Below are 15,856 nucleotides of genomic sequence, written 5' to 3' on the forward strand. Positions count from 1 at the left end.
ACTCTCAACTGCTGAGGGTTGTAACGAAGCCGGACGACGCCTAGATCAGGATCCCGGAGCGAAGCACGGCGATCAGCAGCGTGAGGACGGGGATCGACAGCAGCGTAGTCACGAGGACGCTGGTCGAGACGAGCGCCGGCGCGGTGAGGCCGCCGGAGCCGTCCTCGCCGGCGAACTCGACGACGAGAACGAGCGGGGTGATCGCGGCCGGCATCGCGGTCTCGAGGACGAACACCCGGGCGACCGTCGGATTCTCGAAGCCGAGCAGGAGCGCGATGCCGAGGCCGACGACAGGCGCGAGGAGGAACCGCAGCGCGGTCGGGGTCGCAGTGCTCGAGAGGGCCGCGCCGTACTCGGTCCGGGACAGCTGGATCCCCAGGATGAGCAGTAACACGGGGATTGCGGCGTCGCCGACCATCCCGAGCGCCTCCATCGAAGGAGAGTCAGCCGGGGGAACGATTCTCGCGGCGCGGGCGATCAGCGCGACGATCACCGCGTAGACGAGCGGGATGTGAAACACGCGCCGAACGCCCGAGAGCCCCGACGACCCGCCGGACCGGGACGCGACGTAGACGCCGACCGTGTACACCAACACGGACTGAACCGACAGGAACAGCACCGCCGTCTGGCGGCCGACGTCGCCGAAGGCGAAATCGGAGACGGGGATCCCGAGGTTGCCGCTGTTCGTGAACGCCGCCACCAGCAGCAACACGCTCAACAGCGGCTCCTCCCGGCCGACCGCCCGCCCGACGCCCTCGGCGACGACGAGCATCACCGCGATGAAGGCGACGACGCCGAGGGCCAGCCGGGCCAGCGTGCCGGCCGCGAGCTCCGTGAGCGCGAGACTGTGGAGAACCAGCGCCGGCGCGAGCACGTAGACGACGGCCGTGTTGAGCGGCCCGGGGTCGACGTCCTTGTACCGCCCGAGGAGGGCGCCGACCGCGGCGATCGCGACGATGGGCAGGACCGCGGAGGTGAAGATCCCGATCAGGGCGGTCATCGGGACGGCTCCCCGTCGCGGGCGGCGACGTATCGCTCCCGGATCAGGTCGACGTACGCCCGGCCGGTCTCGGTGGTCACGCCCTCCACGGCGGTCGCGAAGAACTCGTCGAGCGCGTCGTACTCGGCGAACGCTTCCGGATCGCCCGCTTCCGGATCGCCCGCGGCCGGATCGTCCGCCGCCGGACCGTCTGCCGCCGGATCGTCCGCGGCCGGATCAGTTGGGTCGTATCGGTCCGCGCGCTCGTAGACGAGCGCCTGGAGACACATGTCAACCACGTCGAGATCCTTGATGACCCGCGCCTCGGGTCGATCACGGCGTTCGTAGGCCTCCCAGTCCGCGCGCAGTCGCTCGGCGGCGCCGAGGGGCGCGGTCAGGTCGGTGACCGCCTCGCGTTCGGCGGCCTCCACGTCATCCGCGTCGGGGAGCGACTTCGCGGCCGCGGCGTCGGCGCGGGTCGGAACGTCACCCGTCTCGGCCTCGCCGAGGTCGTGGATCACCGCCATCCGGAGGGCGGCATCGAGGTCCACCTCGGGGAGCTCGTCGGTGAACGTCTCCCCGATCGCGACGACGAGATAGGCGACGCCCCACGAGTGGGCGGCAACCGATTCGGGGTCCCGAACGCCCCGCAGCGCCCAGCCCGTTCGCGTCTCGTCCTTCAACGCGAGCGCGTCACACAGGGTCTCGATCGCCGCCCCACGGACCGCCGTGGACCGAGATTCGTCGCCGTTGGCATCGGCATCGACACCGGCATCGGCGTCGACACCGGCATCGGCATCGGCATCGGCATCGACACCGGCATCGGCGTCGACGTCCGCGTCAGGTTCCACGTCATCCGTCATCGGATCACGCGACCAGCCGCCACTCCGCGTCGCCGGCCAGCTCGATCACGTCCCGGCGCTCCATCTCGGTGAGAACCTCCTCGAGGCGGTCCGGCTGGGCGATCTCCATCTCGATGCGGTCGACCCCGTGGTAGTCGGCGAGCCGGGCGCGAACGTCCTCCTCGCTGAAGGTCGTCTCCGGAGCACGCTTCATCGCGCCGGCGATCAGGTCGATCATGTCCTCGATGAAGTTCCACGGGTAGACGACCCACGTCCACTCCGCGAGGCGCTCGCCGACGAAGTCGGGGTCGAACTCGGAGGTGCCGAGCAGCTGGAGGGTCGCGGTCCGCACCGTCCCGGCGTCGCGGTCGGTGACGTACTCCTCGGCGCGCCGTATCGACCCGCCGGTGTCGGCGATGTCGTCGATGACCAGCACGTCCTTCCCCGCGACGCTGCCCTCCGGCATCGGATAGCGGACCTGCGGCTCGTCGGCCTTCTCGCCCGTGCCGACGTAGTGTTCCATCTTCAGGCTGGTGAGGTCGTCGAGCCCGAGGAAATCACAGGTGCAGCGCCCGGCGAACCACCCGCCGCGCGCGAGCGCGACGACGACGTCCGGCTCGAAGGACGCGCGTTTCACCTGGTTCGAGACCGTCCGGCAGAGCCCGTAGATGTACTCCCAGTTGGTGATCGTGCAGTCGAAATCGTCCGGGAGGTCGCTCATCGTGTCCGACACTGTCGGGGCGTCCCTCATAAGCGTATCCGACGGACCGCGGCGGACGCGAACGGGCGACCCCGGAACTGATCGGCTTTCGGCCGGGACCGATCGCTTTTCGGCCGGGACCGATCGCTTTTCGGCCGGGAGCGTGAACGTCGGTCAATGACCGACGCGAGCGACCACGCGGAAAAGTCCGCTCCCGACGTGACCGACCACGCCGGGTCCGTTCCCGACGCCTCCGAGTTTGACGCGTTCGACCACGAGGCACACCTCGAGCGGGCGATCGAGCTGGCTCGGGCGGCCGCCGACCGCGGCGACGAGCCGTTCGGGTCGGTGCTCGTCCGCGATGACCGGATCGTCGCCGAGGCCTCGAACCGGATTCACACCGACGACGACGTGCGTCGCCATCCCGAACTCGATCTCGCCGCGCGCGCGATACGCGAGGACGCGCCGGCCGAGCGCGCGCGGACCGTGCTGTACACGAGCACGGAGCCCTGTCCGATGTGCTCGGGCGGGCTCCGGTCGGCGGGGCTCGGCCGCGTCGTCTACGCGGTCGGAAGCGACGAGATCGCCGAGTTCCAGGGGACGCCGACGCCGCCGGTTCGATCACGGGACGTGCTCGCGGACGTCACCGAGGTCGTCGGCCCGGTCTCGAACGCGGCGGGGCGCGTCGTCCACGAGGAGTACGAGTGGGACGACCGGAGCGACGGCTGACCGAACCCGTGACTACCCGACGCGACGGCTGACCGGACGGACGGCTGACCGGACGGATGATCGGAGGGAAGAGAGGTCGGTTCGAAAACACGGGACCGCCGGAACGCGTGAACGCGGGACCGTCGGAACGTGCGACCGTCGGACCGCCGAACTACTCGATGTGGCCTTCGCGGCGGAGCTGGTCGGCCGCCGAGTCGTCGTAGCGCCACTCGATGTTCGCCTTCTCGTCCTGGAAGCTCCACGGCTCCGCGAGGACGACGTCGTCCCGGTTGATCCAGTTACGGTACTTCATTCGACCCGGAATCCGCCCCATCCGCTCGACGCCGTCGGCGCATCGAAGCTGCACGCGGCTGTGACCAAGCATCTCGGTCACAACGGCGAATACCTGATCGTCGTTGGGCATTCGGAGGTCCCGACGCCCGCTTTGATCGCTCACACGACCGATAGGACCCGGCCACGTATAAGGAGTCGGATCGGGTGACACGTGCACACGGGGATCGGACGACGGTGCCGTGGGTCACGGGAGGCAGTTCGACGAGACGTTCGAGGAGAACGACCGAGGAAAGTAGCGGGAAGTGGATTTGAACCACCGATCTCCGGGTTATGAGCCCGGCGGAATCTCCTGGCTATCCCATCCCGCTATCGGAACGAACACGAGTCCGACGGTTAAGGGTTGTGATTCGGCTGCCGTATGCGAGTTAACCGCGTGCGGATCCCCCGGTCGCTTATAAATGGTGCAGGCGTCGAAAACGGCCGTCTCACCGGCCGGTAGCCACGCGCCAGGTGAACAGGCTCTCGGTGACGTAGTTGACGACGAAGGAGACGCCGATGGCGATGGGCATCGTCACGACCGCCCAGACGTCGGTGCCGGCGACGATGACCTCGACGTCGAGGCCGGTCAGCGTCCACACGACGACGAACTGCACGGCGAGCCCGCCGGACCGGACGACGTTCGACCGGAGGAGCCGGCGGAGCTTCGCGCGAACGCCGGGCGCGCCCTGGCCGTCGAAGGTCCAGGCGTCGTTTATCAGGAACATCACGATGATCGCACACTCGGTGCCGACGACCTTCGCCCACTGCGGCTCCAACAAGGCTGTAAGGGTGAGCGCCGAGCTGATCGGGAGGTCGACCATCGCGCCGAGCGCGCCGACCGAAAGGAACCTGCCGAACCGAGCCCCCGTGGCCAGCTCGTCGAGGGCATCCCCGAGGCTCATTCGCGGACCCCCGTCAGTTCGTGAGTGCTCACGTCGGATCCCCTCGCGATCCGTCCGGATGGGCGGCTTCGTGCAGCCGTTCGCGAAGCGACGGCCCGGGATCGATCGGGAGCAACCGATGCAGCCGGCTGCCGGAGACGACCGCGGACCGGTGGTACGCGACCGCGAGCCCGCGGAACATCCGGGCGGTGTCGCGGATCGGGTCGACCGTGGATCCGGGCTGGTCCTCCCAGCGGATCGGGACCTCGCGTATCCGGGCGCCGTACGCGCCCGCGAGCGCGACGAGCTCGATGTCCCAGGCGAACCCCGGCTCGTAGACGTCGTCGCGAAGCCGGCGCCACGTCTCGGCCGTGATCGCCTTCGCGCCGCACTGGTAGTCGTACAGCGAGGGGCCGAGGACGCGGCGGGCGAGCCACGCGAACCCGTCGCCGAGCGCCCGTCGGAGGACGGTCTGGTGGGACTGCACGACCGACTCCGGGTGCCGCCGGGATCCGACCGCGAGGTCGGCCGTCCCGTCGCGGACGGGCTCGACGACGGCGGCGGCCGCCGCGGCGTCGGTCGCGCCGTCGGCGTCGAAGAAGGCGAGGACGTCGGCCTCGAGCGCCTCGAACCCGGCGGTCACCGCGGCACCCTTCCCCCGGCGGCGATCGACCGCGTTGACCTGGGCAGGGGGCTCGAGCGCCTCCCGAAGCGCCTCACGAACCGCCGGCTCGGGATCGTCGAGTTCGATCCGGATCGTCTCCGGGGCAAGCCCGTCGGCGAGCGACCGGACGTACGCCGTGAGCCGGTCGACGTCGGGGCGGAACGCGGGAACGACGATCCCGAGCGTCGCGGACATACCGTCCGATACCCGGCCACGGATAAAAAACGGAGTGACTCGACCCGCGCCGCGCGGACGGCCGTCTCCCGCCCCGTCCAGACCCGAAGGGATTACACCGTGGCCCCGTCTTCCGGGGGTATGGAGGTCCTCCTCGTCGGACGGTGGCTCCTCGCGTTCGCGGTCCTCTCCGCGCTCGCGGTCCCGATCGCGGCTCGCCTGTTCCGGTGGGCGCCCGGACGCGGCGTCGGGCTCGCTCCGATCCTCGCGATCGCCGTCCTCACGACGGCGGGCTACTGGGTCGGCCGCGTCAGCTTCGGCGTCGAGGCCCTCGCCGCCGGACTCCTCGCGCTGGGTGCCGGCTCGCTGGGGGCGTCGATCGACACCGGTGCGGCGCGGCGTGGATCGCTCTCGCTTGCGGACGACGCGATCCCGTCCGGTCAGCGAGCCATCGGCAGCGCTCTCCTCGTCTTTCTGGGTGCGTTCACGCTCGTCCTGCTGATCCGCGCTGCCGATCCCGCGATCACCCCGGTCGGCGGCGAGAAGTTCCTCGATTACAGCCTGCTCCGGAGCCTGCTCAGGGCGGAGACGCTGCCCCCGCTCGACCCCTGGTTCGCCGGCGAGGCGGTGAACTACTACTACGGCGGCCATCTCGCGGCCGCGCTGATGACTATCCTGTCGGGGGTCCCGCCCGCGTACGCGTACAACCTCTCGCTTGCGACCGTCTACGCCTGTCTGATCGCCGCCGTCTTCGAGCTCGCCCGCGGGATCGCCGTCGATCGCATCGGCGACCGGACCGGTGGACGGAACGATCCGGGGAACGGAACGCAGCACGACCACGCCGCCGCCCCACGTCTCGCCGCTGGTGCCGGCGTCGCCGCGGCCGCGGCAGTCGGCCTGGCCAGCAACCTCGCGACGGTACGGTCGCTTCTCGAACGCCTCGGATCGGGATCGGCCGCCGAGGCGGAGCCGTTTCACTATTGGGACGCGAGCCGCGTCATCGAGGGGACGATAAACGAGTTCCCGTTCTTCGCGTTCCTCAACGGCGACCTCCACGCGCACATGATGGGCGCGCCGTTCCTCGTGCTCGGGACGGCGATCGCCTACGCCTACTGGCGAACCCCCGAAGACGAGCTGCGCCGCCGCCGGCTGCTCGTCTTCGGCGTGATACCCGCCCTCGGCGGGACGATCGCGGTCGTCCACACCTGGGACCTAGCGACGCTGTTCGGCGTGGTCTGGCTCGCCGCGACGTTCGCTCCCGCGCGCCCGCTCACGCTGCTCCCGGGCAGCAGCGTACGTTCGTTCGACGGCGATTTCGATGCCGGCGGAGATTCCGACACCGACCCCGGATCCGACCGATCCGTCCTTCGTGAGGAGATCGAGCGAACCGGCGGGGCGCTCGTCGTGACGGCCCTGGCAGCGGGAATCGGCGGGATGCTCGCCGCGCCGTTCCTGCTCGGGGCGAGCAGCGGTCAGGAGCCGGCCCTCGTGCCCCCGGGCCGGCGATCGGGGCTCGGCGGACTACTGACCGTTCACGGCGCGTTCCTCGCAGCGTTCCTCGCGTTCCTGATCGGTCGACTCGCCGGAACCAACTCGCGTCTCGCCGGAATCAGCCCGCTCCTCGTCGGCCTCGCGGCGGTGGTTGGGAGCGGTCTCCTCGTCGGCGTCTCCGCGATCGCGGTCGTCGCCCCGCCGTTGGTCCTCGGCTGGGTCGCGCTCCGGGCCGATCGCGGGGTGGGCTTCGAAACGGCGCTGATCATCGGCGGGGCCGGGCTCGTCGGGCTCGTCGAGATCGTCCACGTGGCCGAACAGGCGGGACCGGGACGGCTCAACACCGTTTTTAAGACGTACTTCCAGGTCTGGACGTTGTGGGGGATCGCCGCCGGCGTGGTCCTCTCGGAGCTCTGGGCGGCCGGGGTCACCGGAACCGACCTTCGGAAGTCAACGGCGGCGGCGCTCCCCGCCGGTCGAACCGTTGCACGCGTTCTCGTCGTCCTGCTCGTCGTCTCGACGCTGCCGTACGCCGCGCTCGCGCTCGACGGGCACTTCGACCGGCACGACGTCGGAACGCTCGATGCGACCGCCTTCGTCGCCGCCGACCATCCCGGGGAAGCCCCGGCGATCGCGTGGATCGACGAGCACGCGACCCGCGAGGACGTGCTGTTGGAGGCGCCCGGAACCACCCGGTCCCCGGAGGGTCTCGCACAGGCGGCCGAGCCGGGGATGTACACCTGGCGGGCGAACCCCGCTTCTTCGGTGACGGGAATCCCGACGGTCGCCGGCTGGGACCACGAGGTCGGCTATCGGGGCGTCGAGCCCTACGAACGCCGCGTCGCGGCGGTCGACCGGGCGTACGCCGGGACGACGGTCGAACGCGTCCGAACGCTCGACGCCTACGGTGTGACCTACGTGTGGGTCGGGCCGACGGAGCGCGAACGATACGGCGAGAACGTCGCGTTTGACCACCTCGAGGGGGTGTCGGTCGCCTACGAGACCGACCGCGTGACGATCTATCGAGTCGACCAAGACGCGCTTCCCGGGTGACCTTCTCCGCGTGAACGCGGGGAGTCGGCAACGTCCGGCGCCGGAGCGCGTCACCACCCCACGTCGCCGCTGAGCGACTCCGAACCGTTCAACCCGCCGCGGCGGATCGGGATCGATATGGGAACCAAACGGGAGACGCGCGAGGCGCAGGCCGGGGCCGTGATCGATCGGCTCGAGGAGGAGTATCCTGACTCGACGATCTCGCTCCGGTACTCGAACCGGCTCGAGCTGTTGATCGCGGTGGTGCTCTCGGCCCAGTGTACCGACGAGCGCGTCAACGCGGTCTGTGCGGACCTCTTCGAGAAGTACGAGACGGTCGAGGACTACGCGACCGCCGACCAGGAGGAGCTGGCCGAGGACATCTCCTCGATCACCTACTACAACAACAAGGCGAAGTACATCCGGTCGGCCGCACAGGACATCCACGAGGAACACGACGGCGAGGTTCCGGACACGATGGACGAGCTGACCGATCTCGCCGGCGTGGGGCGCAAGACGGCCAACGTAGTCCTCCAGCACGGTCACGACGTCGTCGAGGGGATCGTCGTCGACACCCACGTCCAGCGACTCTCCCGACGGCTCGGGCTGACGGAGGAGACGTCTCCGGAACGGATCGAGGCGGACTTGACCGGGATCGTTCCGCGATCGAAGTGGCAGGAGTTCACACATCTGTTCATCGACCACGGACGGGCCACCTGCACCGCGCGGAACCCGGACTGTGCGGACTGCGTGCTCGAGGACCTCTGTCCGTCCTCGAAGCTGACTGCCGATGTCGACCTGGCGAGCGGCGAGCCCTGGGAGTGACGGCCGGTTGCTCCGGATCGATCGTTGGACGAGCCGGGGCTACAGAAGGTGGAGATTCAGCAGCCGGTAGAGCCCGGTGAGCCACGCGAGGATCCACAGGATCGTGTATCCGAACACGCCGACTCGGAGCCGAGTTCGCCAGTGGCTCATGTCCTCGTGCAGCTCGTCGATGTCGACGTCCTGGTCGGGGTCCCGATAGAGATCGGCGTTTCGCTTCGCGCGGAGGATATGAACGATGCCGGTGAGCGCGAAGGTCAACAGCGCGTACGCCTGGACGCCGAAGAAGGCATGCACGGCCGCAGTCCCGGACAACTGGTCGAACAGCCGCGGGATCATCCAGCCGACCATCGGGACCGTCGTCAACACGAGCCCGACCCCGACGAACTTCAGGTGGTAGACGAGGAGGTCCCACGTGACGACCTCGGCGTCGATCATCACCCACGCCCCGTACAGGAAACACGGGAGACTCGCCGTGACCGTGACGGCGACGGCGACCGCCACGATCGACTCCTCGACCATACCGGCGGTTCGACCCACGACGCGTAAAGGCTCCCGATCCGCGGCCGGCGAGCGTTCGGCGACTACAGCTCGTGGTCGCACTCGGCGAACGGGGTCGTGGTCGCACCCGGGACGAAAACGGTAACATCCCTGGCGACCGTACCGATCGACGATGACGGAGCCTGCCGGTCCGGTCGACAGGGGAAGCGACGGCTCGCCGGCGGACCCCGAGACGCAAACGGACGTCGAGACCCTCCGCGAGGAGGTCGAGCGGAAGTACGACTTCGACAACTTCGGGCCGGCGGACATGGCGAAGATGACCGTCGAGGAGTGGGAGGCCGCCTTCGATCCCGAGACGTGGATAACGGGGACGGAGCTGCTCGACCGCGTCGAGCGGGAACTGAAGAACCGGATCGCGAGTCGCGACGTCTTCGCGACCTTCGAGCGGGAGCGGCTGGACGGGGTCGCTAGCCTGGTCGTGTACTCCGATGAGGGGTACGCCGTCGTCTCCGAGTCCGGCGACGTGCGGGGGCAGGGAACGGTGCTGCGCGACGTCGAGCCGATCGTCGCGCTCTGCTCGATGGAGGCCTACGACGTTCCCGAACCGCCGGAGAACTGGGCGCTTCCCGATCCCGATGACGTCACCGAGGGAACGAACGAGATCGGGAACCTGATGATGCAGATCGTCGCGGGCATCCAGCTGATCGCCGGCGCCGCCCTGTTCGGCGCGTGGATCTTCGCCGGCGTCGAGACGCTGGTTGCGCCCGCGATGGGGATCCTCTTCCTGCTCGGCGGACTGTTTTTCTTCTCGACGGTCGCCAACGCCCGGCTCTCGGACCGCTTCCGGTCGGCCGAATACCGGGACCGGCTCCGCGCGCTCCGGACGGCACGCGAGCGGTCCGACGTGCCCCCGGCCGCGGGTGAGACGCCTGGCGGGAACGAGGCGTCTTCCGCGGAGAACGATGCACCATCGAACGACGCCGATCCGGACACGATCGGCGCGGACGACGGACCGACGGACCGCGGCGAGAACGCCTGATGCTACCGCGATCGCCGAGTCCAGCCGATCGACGATAGTCGGTGGGTTTAAGCGCGCGCCGATCCGATTCGGATCCGTATGAAACGGCGGGAGTTTATGCGTACGGCCGGCGGGTCAGCGGCCGCGGTCGCCGCCACGAGCGCGGCGGCCGGCACGGCCGCGGCCCAGGAGGTGCGACCCGTGTGGCCCTCGGCGGTGGAGGGAAACGTGAACAGCTACACGGACGCCCGCGGACAGGACGAGGTAACGATCTCGGTGGGCGCGGGCGACGGCCTCGCGTTCGACCCGACGAAGGTGTGGGTCGACCCCGGCACGACCATCGTCTGGGAGTGGACGGGTAACGGCGGCGACCACAACGTCCACGCGGTCGAGGGCCCCGCCTCCTTCGAGAGCCAGATCACCGGCGAAGAGGGCTTCACCTTCGAGTACGAGACCTCCGAGGAGGACGCCGGCATCACCCACTACCAGTGTGACCCCCACGCACAGGTCGGCATGCACGGCGGCATCGCCGTCGGCGAGAACATCGAGACCGAGGAGGTCGGCGGTGCCAACACGGGCTGGCCGGAGAACGTCCACGACATCGGCGTACCGCTGCACGCCCACTGGGTCGGGCTGATCGTCGCCGTCGCGATCACGTTGACGTGCATCTTCACGTTCTACGTGCTCAAATACGGCGAATCCGCACACACGGGACACGGTGACCGATAATGAGTTCGGGTGAATCCTCCTACGGCGACATTCATCGGTACGAACCGGCACGCGAGAGTACGGCGGCCGCGATCGCGATCGTCCTGTTGACGATCATCGAGGTCGTGTTCGTGTTCCTGTTCGTCTACGGCCTGATGTTCGGCTGGGCGACGACCGAGAACGGGAATATGTTCCTCGGCGGGCTGCTCGCGCTGGTGTTCATCGATCTCGCGTTCATCCTCGCGCTGTATCGAAAGGAGTTCCTCCCGGACGTGATGGTCGTCAAAAAGCGGCGGCGCAAGTGGGAGGACCTCTACGTTCGTGAGGAGGACGTCGAGGGCGAATCCCTCACGGACCCCGAAGACACCTGGGAGACGGTGAAACGCGCCGTCTACCCGTACTACAAACGGTGACAAACCAATGAGCCTCGAAAAGAAAGACGAATTCGACCACGACGCCTGGCTCAAACGGAAGGACCTGACAGCCGTCGAGACGGCCTTCCTAACCACGCTTATCTGGATGGACAAACGGCTCCGAATCGTCGACTATCTGGAGCTGCTGGAGACGCTGTACTACCGGATCAACCTCCAGATGCCCAAGAGCCACACCGAACAGTACGACCTCGACAACAAGTTCTGGTATTGGTATCCCCTCTACTCGCTGGGGTCGCTGTCGATCATCGCGTACCTCGTCGCGGCGGTCTCCGGCGCGCTGCTGGGCTTTTATTATTCACCCTCGACTGCCGGCGCCGCAGCGGCCGGCGATCCGACCGCCGCCTGGTTGTCGATCGAGATGATCATCAAGGACATCCAGTTCGGATTCATGCTGCGGTCGATCCACCGCTGGGCTGCGCAGTTCATGGTGGCGGCGGTGTTCCTCCATATGTTGCGCGTCTACTTCACCGGCGCCTACAAAGAGCCCCGCGAGGGCAACTGGATCCTGGGCGTCATCCTCATCCTGTTGACGCTGCTGTTCGGATACTCCGGCTACGTGCTGCCGTGGAAGCAGCTGTCCTTCTGGGCCGCACAGATCGGCGTCGAGATGGCGCTCGCAACCCCGATCGTGGGTGAGTGGGCGGCACAGCTCCTGTTCGGCGGGTTCACTCTCGGACAGGCGACGCTCGTACGGATGTACATTATGCACGTGTTCCTGTTGCCCTTCGTCGTGACGGCGCTCATCGCGCTACACGTCGGCATCGTGTGGGTACAGGGCATCGCGGAGCCACACTAGTCCGGACAATGACCGACCAGCACACACCCACCGACGCGACCGGCACCGACGAACGGGAACCGCTGACGGACGGCGGGACCGACGACGAACCACGAACCGACGGCGGCCCGCCGGCGACGATCCCGCCGGACGACGAGACGCCGACCTGGAGCGAGCGGAAGGAGCGAAGCCAGGGACTCTCGCGACTGACCTACGAGTACTTCGAGCGGGCACGTCGTGAGGACCAGGACCTCCGGCAGGAGTCGACCTACGTCGAGCGCGACGTGCTCGGCTTCCCCGCCTGGCCCCACGAAACGATCCGCAACCTGGCGATCACGAGCTTCTTCGTCGGGATCATCATCCTCGTCTCGGCGACGATCCCGATGTACTTCGAGAACCCGGCGAACGCAAGCTCGACGCCGTCGATCATCCTGCCGGACTGGTATCTCTACTGGTCGTTCGGCCTGCTGAAGCTCAACCCGATCAATCCCGGCCTGGCCGTCCTGGACGGCGAGCTCGTGTTCTCCCACGAGTTCTTCGGCGTGCTCGCCCACGGACTCATCATCGGCGTCATCGCCCTGGTGCCGTTTCTCAACAAGGGGAACGCGCGCCGGCCGGTCGAGCAGCCGTTCTGGTCGGCGGTCGGCGTGATGGGCGCGCTCCTGTCGGTCTCGCTCGCCGCGCTGGCGATCCAGAACTTCTTCCCGATCGAGCTGGAGCTGCTGTTCACCCTCGTGTTCGTCCTGCCGTTCCTCGCCGGAGTGGTCACCTACGCCGTGTTGAAGACGATGCGGGAAGGATACATGTACGACCTGAACAAGCGGTACTACCGGCTTCGACCACCGCAGTGACCGCACTGCGGGCGTGCTTCGCCACGACGGTCCGCCATATCGCCGGCGCACCGATCGCCAACCGCCAACCCATCATCGCCAACCGCCAACCCATCATCGCCAACCGCCAACCCATCATCGCCAACCGCCAACCCATCATCGCCAACCGCTGGCCGTCGATTGCCGCGACGGGCGGCGATGAACCACAGTGACACGATCGTTCACCGATGTCCCAAACGGAATCCGACCACGACGACCGACGCCGATCGGACGGCGGGCAGACCGATACCGACCGGGACGTCGACGCGACCGGTGACCCCGTACCGAAGTCCGAACGCGAGACGGACGCCCAGTCCGAACCAACCGGACCGACGGAGGGGCCGGGCGGACGGGAGATCGTCGTTCCGTTGCGTCTGTATAAGACGGTGATCGTCTTCTCGACGCTCGTCGCGATCGTCGCGTTCGTCGGCGGGTTCGTCCTGATCGACGCCGCGACGCTGCAGGTGAGCCTGCTCCGGTCGGTGATCGCCGGCGTGCTCGCGAGTGCCGGGATCGCGCCGAGCGCGGACGTTCTCACGGCCCTGCTGGCGGTTGCCGGGCTCGCATCGATCGTGTTCGGGTCGGCCGTCTACGTCTTCGGGACTCGGTTTCGGGCACAGGGAATGGGAAAGTCTCAAGAGGACTCCGACGAAGAATGAATCAATGGCCGACGAGTTCATCAAAGGACTGACCCTGTCGATGGTCGGTGCCCTCGGGTGGTTCATCTTCGCCGGCTGGTACCGAACCCCCGAGTACTACGCCATCGAACAGCTGACCGCGGCGGCGCCCGAGCCGAATAACGTGTATCAGGCGATCGGTATCTTCGCCGGCGACGTGTCCCTGTGGCTGATGCTCCTCGGCGCGTTGGTATACTGGGTCGTCATCCCAACCCTGCGCGAGGCTCGCGGCAGCATTACCGAATCGCCGAACTGAGTACCCGAAACCCCGGCGGTCGAACGCGGTCGGTCTCGTTCTTTCGTCCCGCATAGCCGGTCTCGTTCTTTCGTCCCGCATAGCCGGTCTCGTTCTTTCGTCCCGCATAGCCGGTCTCGTTCTTTCGTCCCGCATAGCCGGTCTCGTTCTTTCGTCCCCGTTCGACGTCGGTACCTGCGGTGTGTTCTCCGCGAGTCGCTTCCCAACGACGACGTGTTCCCAGTGGGCTGCCGGCCGATCGCGGTGGCAGCGCGGCGGCGGGCCCGTCGAACGACGACCGATTCACTCCGGTCCGTGCAACGCGTACGCTACGTGCGCAGCGACCGTACCGACGCGGGGACTCCCGCCAATCGGGCGCGTCACTCGGCGTTGAACCCGTAACGGTCGGTCCGGACGAACGGATGCACGATCCGGACGAACGGATGCACGGCCCGGACGAACGGATGCACGATCCGGACGAACGGGCGACGGCAAGGTCACCGCACACGACCGAGCTGGGTCGGTGGGACGACCGAGCGGAGTCGATGCTGGTCCGATCGCCGCCGTCAGGCGAACAGCCCGGACCAGAACGTCGCGTCGAGCGCGACGAGGGAGTAATAGAGTCCGTAGATGACGACGATCGAGGAGGCCGCGATGGAGCTCTTGGGCCGCTCGATCTCCAGCTCGTTTCGGGCCTCGACGTTTCGGGCCTCGAACTCGAAGACGTCGGCAAGCAGGACCGTCGCGGCAACCACCGAGATGATAGCCCCGCCGGTCGGTTGGACGAGGGTGAACAGGAAGCTCATCAGCACGAGCCCGATCGTCGTGAAGACGTGCGGGAAATAGCGGTCGACGCTGTCGCCGTCGGCCGCCTGTTCGACGTGTTTGGCGTGGGCGCGGTGGCGCGTGGCGACGTTCGCGAGCGCCAACACGAGGATGGCGAACGGGAGCGTCGGTCCCACGACGGCGAGCCAGTCCAGGGGAACGAGGAACTGCAGTGGGTCCATATCCATACCTGGGGCGACGACTCATTAGAGTTTTTCCAATCGATGCTCGCCGACGACCGATGACGCCCCGCCATGGATGGCCGGGAGCGGTCGCGGCGACCGTCCGAGTCGACAAGTGTCTGCGCGATTCCGGTCACATCGCGTCGCTCAGTCCGCGCGTGGTGCGGGACGGACCACGGGCACGTGGTCCACGGTCCGCACGGTGATCGGCGCGTGCGTCGGTACCGGTCCCCGCTCGTCGCCGTCGACGACGAGCGAGACGGGTTCGTCGTCCCGTTCGACCGAGAGCGTCGCTGATCCGGGGAGCACCAGCGTGTCGGCGTGGGTGGTGAAGGAAGCGATCGGAACGACCGCAAGGCCGGCGTTCGGCCGAACGACCGGCCCGCCCGCCGCGCGCGCATAACCGGCGCTGCCGGCTGGCGTCGCGACGGTGACGGCGTCCGCGCGGAACGTCTGGAGGGTTGATCCCTCGTTCGCGACGCCGTATTCGGAGATCCGCGCCGGCTCGCTCGTGAGGAGGGTCACCTCAAGCAGCGCCCGGCCGACGTGCTCGCCGTCGAGCGTCACCTCGACGATCGGATGGTCGACGTGTGATCGGTCCCCCGAGAGTGCGGCCGCGATCATCTCACCCACCTCGTCGATCGGCGCTGCATAGTAGACGTCGCCCGCGGTCACGACGAGAACCGGCGTATCCGTGTCCGAGAGGGCCGCCCGACGGAACCCGGCCGCGTCGATCGCGACGATCAGATCCGCGGCTGCCGGGTCGACGATCGAGCCGCCGAGCCGGCGAACGGTCTCGGGAACGTCCCCGTCAGCGCCGACGACCGCCAGCCGATGACCCGAGAGATCCATATCACGGGTTGAAGCGGGGGACGGCAAAAACCTCCCGACACGAACGGCGGGGGCGGCCGCGGGATCCGTATTCCCACCGGTTCCCGCCGGGACGGCAGCAGGGACCTTCGGCAGCGCCGGCCGGGAAGCGATCCCTTTTGCCCGTCGGGAAGAA

At 68.0% G+C, this 15,856-nt stretch carries 20 protein-coding genes and 1 tRNA gene; 11 read left to right on the forward strand and 10 right to left on the reverse strand.

Annotated elements, in window-relative coordinates; genetic code table 11:
• Positions 1-40: 40 nt before the first annotated feature.
• Genes CPZ00_RS10965 through CPZ00_RS10975 form a run of 3 tightly spaced genes read right to left on the reverse strand, consistent with a single transcriptional unit; the run spans position 41 to position 2,542 of the window.
• Positions 41-1,000 carry an AEC family transporter gene (locus tag CPZ00_RS10965; RefSeq protein ID WP_096390914.1) on the reverse strand — a complete coding sequence of 320 codons (960 nt, stop codon included), beginning with the start codon at positions 998-1,000 and terminating at the stop codon, positions 41-43.
• On the reverse strand, positions 997-1,842 hold the full coding sequence (locus tag CPZ00_RS10970) for an HD domain-containing protein (RefSeq protein WP_096390915.1): 846 nt from the start codon (positions 1,840-1,842) through the stop codon (positions 997-999). The genes CPZ00_RS10965 and CPZ00_RS10970 overlap by 4 nt, the downstream gene beginning before the upstream one ends.
• 4 nt (positions 1,843-1,846) lie before the next feature.
• Positions 1,847-2,542, reverse strand: a complete 696-nt coding sequence (locus CPZ00_RS10975; protein ID WP_096391693.1) for a phosphoribosyltransferase — start codon at positions 2,540-2,542, stop codon at positions 1,847-1,849.
• A 156-nt stretch (positions 2,543-2,698) separates the two neighbouring features.
• On the opposite strand from CPZ00_RS10975, the gene CPZ00_RS10980 reads away from it, so the two are divergent.
• A complete protein-coding gene (locus CPZ00_RS10980; protein ID WP_096390916.1) occupies positions 2,699-3,250 on the forward strand; it encodes a deaminase in 552 nt (183 codons plus the stop codon).
• Between the two features lie 151 nt (positions 3,251-3,401).
• Here CPZ00_RS10980 and eif1A read toward each other — a convergent pair whose 3' ends face one another.
• The 4 genes from eif1A to CPZ00_RS11000 form a co-directional block, all read right to left on the reverse strand.
• Entirely contained in the window at positions 3,402-3,686 is a 285-nt protein-coding gene (gene eif1A / locus CPZ00_RS10985) for a translation initiation factor eIF-1A (RefSeq protein ID WP_096390917.1), read from the reverse strand.
• A 130-nt stretch (positions 3,687-3,816) separates the two neighbouring features.
• Positions 3,817-3,891: transfer RNA gene (locus CPZ00_RS10990), tRNA-Met, on the reverse strand.
• 117 nt (positions 3,892-4,008) lie between these two features.
• Entirely contained in the window at positions 4,009-4,464 is a 456-nt protein-coding gene (locus tag CPZ00_RS10995; protein WP_096390918.1) for a GtrA family protein, read from the reverse strand.
• Between the two features lie 28 nt (positions 4,465-4,492).
• Complete coding sequence (locus CPZ00_RS11000; RefSeq protein WP_096390919.1) at positions 4,493-5,302, reverse strand: glycosyltransferase; 810 nt, start codon at positions 5,300-5,302, stop codon at positions 4,493-4,495.
• Between the two features lie 120 nt (positions 5,303-5,422).
• On the opposite strand from CPZ00_RS11000, the gene CPZ00_RS11005 reads away from it, so the two are divergent.
• On the forward strand, positions 5,423-7,825 hold the full coding sequence (locus CPZ00_RS11005; RefSeq protein ID WP_096390920.1) for a DUF2298 domain-containing protein: 2,403 nt from the start codon (positions 5,423-5,425) through the stop codon (positions 7,823-7,825).
• Positions 7,826-7,942: 117 nt separating this feature from the next.
• Positions 7,943-8,629 (forward strand): endonuclease III, encoded by a 687-nt coding sequence (gene nth / locus CPZ00_RS11010; RefSeq protein ID WP_096390921.1) that lies wholly within the window; start codon positions 7,943-7,945, stop codon positions 8,627-8,629.
• A gap of 39 nt (positions 8,630-8,668) precedes the next feature.
• Here nth and CPZ00_RS11015 read toward each other — a convergent pair whose 3' ends face one another.
• On the reverse strand, positions 8,669-9,148 hold the full coding sequence (locus tag CPZ00_RS11015; protein WP_096390922.1) for a DUF7321 family protein: 480 nt from the start codon (positions 9,146-9,148) through the stop codon (positions 8,669-8,671).
• 151 nt (positions 9,149-9,299) lie between these two features.
• Here CPZ00_RS11015 and CPZ00_RS11020 point away from each other — a divergent pair, with 151 nt between their 5' ends.
• The 8 genes from CPZ00_RS11020 (at position 9,300) to CPZ00_RS11055 (ending at position 13,864) form a co-directional block, all read left to right on the forward strand.
• On the forward strand, positions 9,300-10,166 hold the full coding sequence (locus CPZ00_RS11020; protein ID WP_096390923.1) for a DUF7319 domain-containing protein: 867 nt from the start codon (positions 9,300-9,302) through the stop codon (positions 10,164-10,166).
• 78 nt (positions 10,167-10,244) lie between these two features.
• Complete coding sequence (locus CPZ00_RS11025) at positions 10,245-10,874, forward strand: halocyanin domain-containing protein (protein WP_096390924.1); 630 nt, start codon at positions 10,245-10,247, stop codon at positions 10,872-10,874.
• Entirely contained in the window at positions 10,874-11,266 is a 393-nt protein-coding gene (locus tag CPZ00_RS11030; protein WP_096390925.1) for a DUF7318 family protein, read from the forward strand. Before CPZ00_RS11025 ends, CPZ00_RS11030 begins: the two co-directional genes overlap by 1 nt.
• A 7-nt stretch (positions 11,267-11,273) precedes the next feature.
• The gene (locus CPZ00_RS11035; RefSeq protein ID WP_021072962.1) at positions 11,274-12,083 is read left to right on the forward strand and encodes a cytochrome b; all 810 of its coding nucleotides are present in this window, start codon (positions 11,274-11,276) and stop codon (positions 12,081-12,083) included.
• A gap of 8 nt (positions 12,084-12,091) precedes the next feature.
• Positions 12,092-12,913, forward strand: coding sequence for a cytochrome b family protein (locus CPZ00_RS11040; RefSeq protein WP_096390926.1), 822 nt, complete (start codon positions 12,092-12,094; stop codon positions 12,911-12,913).
• Complete coding sequence (locus CPZ00_RS11045; RefSeq protein ID WP_096390927.1) at positions 12,910-13,104, forward strand: hypothetical protein; 195 nt, start codon at positions 12,910-12,912, stop codon at positions 13,102-13,104. Before CPZ00_RS11040 ends, CPZ00_RS11045 begins: the two co-directional genes overlap by 4 nt.
• Before the next feature lie 15 nt (positions 13,105-13,119).
• The gene (locus CPZ00_RS11050) at positions 13,120-13,590 is read left to right on the forward strand and encodes a DUF7315 family membrane protein (protein WP_096390928.1); all 471 of its coding nucleotides are present in this window, start codon (positions 13,120-13,122) and stop codon (positions 13,588-13,590) included.
• 4 nt (positions 13,591-13,594) lie between these two features.
• Entirely contained in the window at positions 13,595-13,864 is a 270-nt protein-coding gene (locus CPZ00_RS11055) for a DUF7314 family protein (RefSeq protein ID WP_096390929.1), read from the forward strand.
• Between the two features lie 545 nt (positions 13,865-14,409).
• Here CPZ00_RS11055 and CPZ00_RS11065 read toward each other — a convergent pair.
• Together CPZ00_RS11065 and CPZ00_RS11070 are read right to left on the reverse strand one after the other, a co-directional pair.
• Positions 14,410-14,850: a DUF7313 family protein gene (locus CPZ00_RS11065; RefSeq protein WP_096391694.1), complete on the reverse strand. Its 441-nt coding sequence runs from the start codon at positions 14,848-14,850 to the stop codon at positions 14,410-14,412.
• Positions 14,851-14,997: 147 nt separating this feature from the next.
• Positions 14,998-15,702: an NAD(+)/NADH kinase gene (locus CPZ00_RS11070; protein ID WP_096390931.1), complete on the reverse strand. Its 705-nt coding sequence runs from the start codon at positions 15,700-15,702 to the stop codon at positions 14,998-15,000.
• Positions 15,703-15,856 lie beyond the last annotated feature (154 nt).

Origin of the sequence: Halopenitus persicus (assembly GCF_002355635.1) — an archaeon.
Lineage (GTDB): Archaea > Halobacteriota > Halobacteria > Halobacteriales > Haloferacaceae > Halopenitus > Halopenitus persicus_A.

Coding starts and splice junctions, on each gene's coding strand:
- nth (WP_096390921.1), top strand. CDS start 7,943: ATGGGAACCAAACGGGAGACGCGCGAGGCGCAGGCCGGGGCCGTGATC.
- CPZ00_RS11070 (WP_096390931.1), bottom strand. CDS start 15,702: ATGGATCTCTCGGGTCATCGGCTGGCGGTCGTCGGCGCTGACGGGGAC.
- CPZ00_RS11025 (WP_096390924.1), top strand. CDS start 10,245: ATGAAACGGCGGGAGTTTATGCGTACGGCCGGCGGGTCAGCGGCCGCG.
- CPZ00_RS10970 (WP_096390915.1), bottom strand. CDS start 1,842: ATGACGGATGACGTGGAACCTGACGCGGACGTCGACGCCGATGCCGGT.
- CPZ00_RS11055 (WP_096390929.1), top strand. CDS start 13,595: ATGGCCGACGAGTTCATCAAAGGACTGACCCTGTCGATGGTCGGTGCC.
- CPZ00_RS11040 (WP_096390926.1), top strand. CDS start 12,092: ATGACCGACCAGCACACACCCACCGACGCGACCGGCACCGACGAACGG.
- CPZ00_RS11020 (WP_096390923.1), top strand. CDS start 9,300: ATGACGGAGCCTGCCGGTCCGGTCGACAGGGGAAGCGACGGCTCGCCG.
- CPZ00_RS11035 (WP_021072962.1), top strand. CDS start 11,274: ATGAGCCTCGAAAAGAAAGACGAATTCGACCACGACGCCTGGCTCAAA.
- CPZ00_RS10995 (WP_096390918.1), bottom strand. CDS start 4,464: ATGAGCCTCGGGGATGCCCTCGACGAGCTGGCCACGGGGGCTCGGTTC.
- CPZ00_RS11015 (WP_096390922.1), bottom strand. CDS start 9,148: ATGGTCGAGGAGTCGATCGTGGCGGTCGCCGTCGCCGTCACGGTCACG.
- CPZ00_RS11000 (WP_096390919.1), bottom strand. CDS start 5,302: ATGTCCGCGACGCTCGGGATCGTCGTTCCCGCGTTCCGCCCCGACGTC.
- CPZ00_RS10965 (WP_096390914.1), bottom strand. CDS start 1,000: ATGACCGCCCTGATCGGGATCTTCACCTCCGCGGTCCTGCCCATCGTC.
- CPZ00_RS10975 (WP_096391693.1), bottom strand. CDS start 2,542: ATGAGCGACCTCCCGGACGATTTCGACTGCACGATCACCAACTGGGAG.
- CPZ00_RS11005 (WP_096390920.1), top strand. CDS start 5,423: ATGGAGGTCCTCCTCGTCGGACGGTGGCTCCTCGCGTTCGCGGTCCTC.
- CPZ00_RS11065 (WP_096391694.1), bottom strand. CDS start 14,850: ATGGACCCACTGCAGTTCCTCGTTCCCCTGGACTGGCTCGCCGTCGTG.
- CPZ00_RS11050 (WP_096390928.1), top strand. CDS start 13,120: ATGTCCCAAACGGAATCCGACCACGACGACCGACGCCGATCGGACGGC.
- CPZ00_RS11030 (WP_096390925.1), top strand. CDS start 10,874: ATGAGTTCGGGTGAATCCTCCTACGGCGACATTCATCGGTACGAACCG.
- CPZ00_RS10980 (WP_096390916.1), top strand. CDS start 2,699: ATGACCGACGCGAGCGACCACGCGGAAAAGTCCGCTCCCGACGTGACC.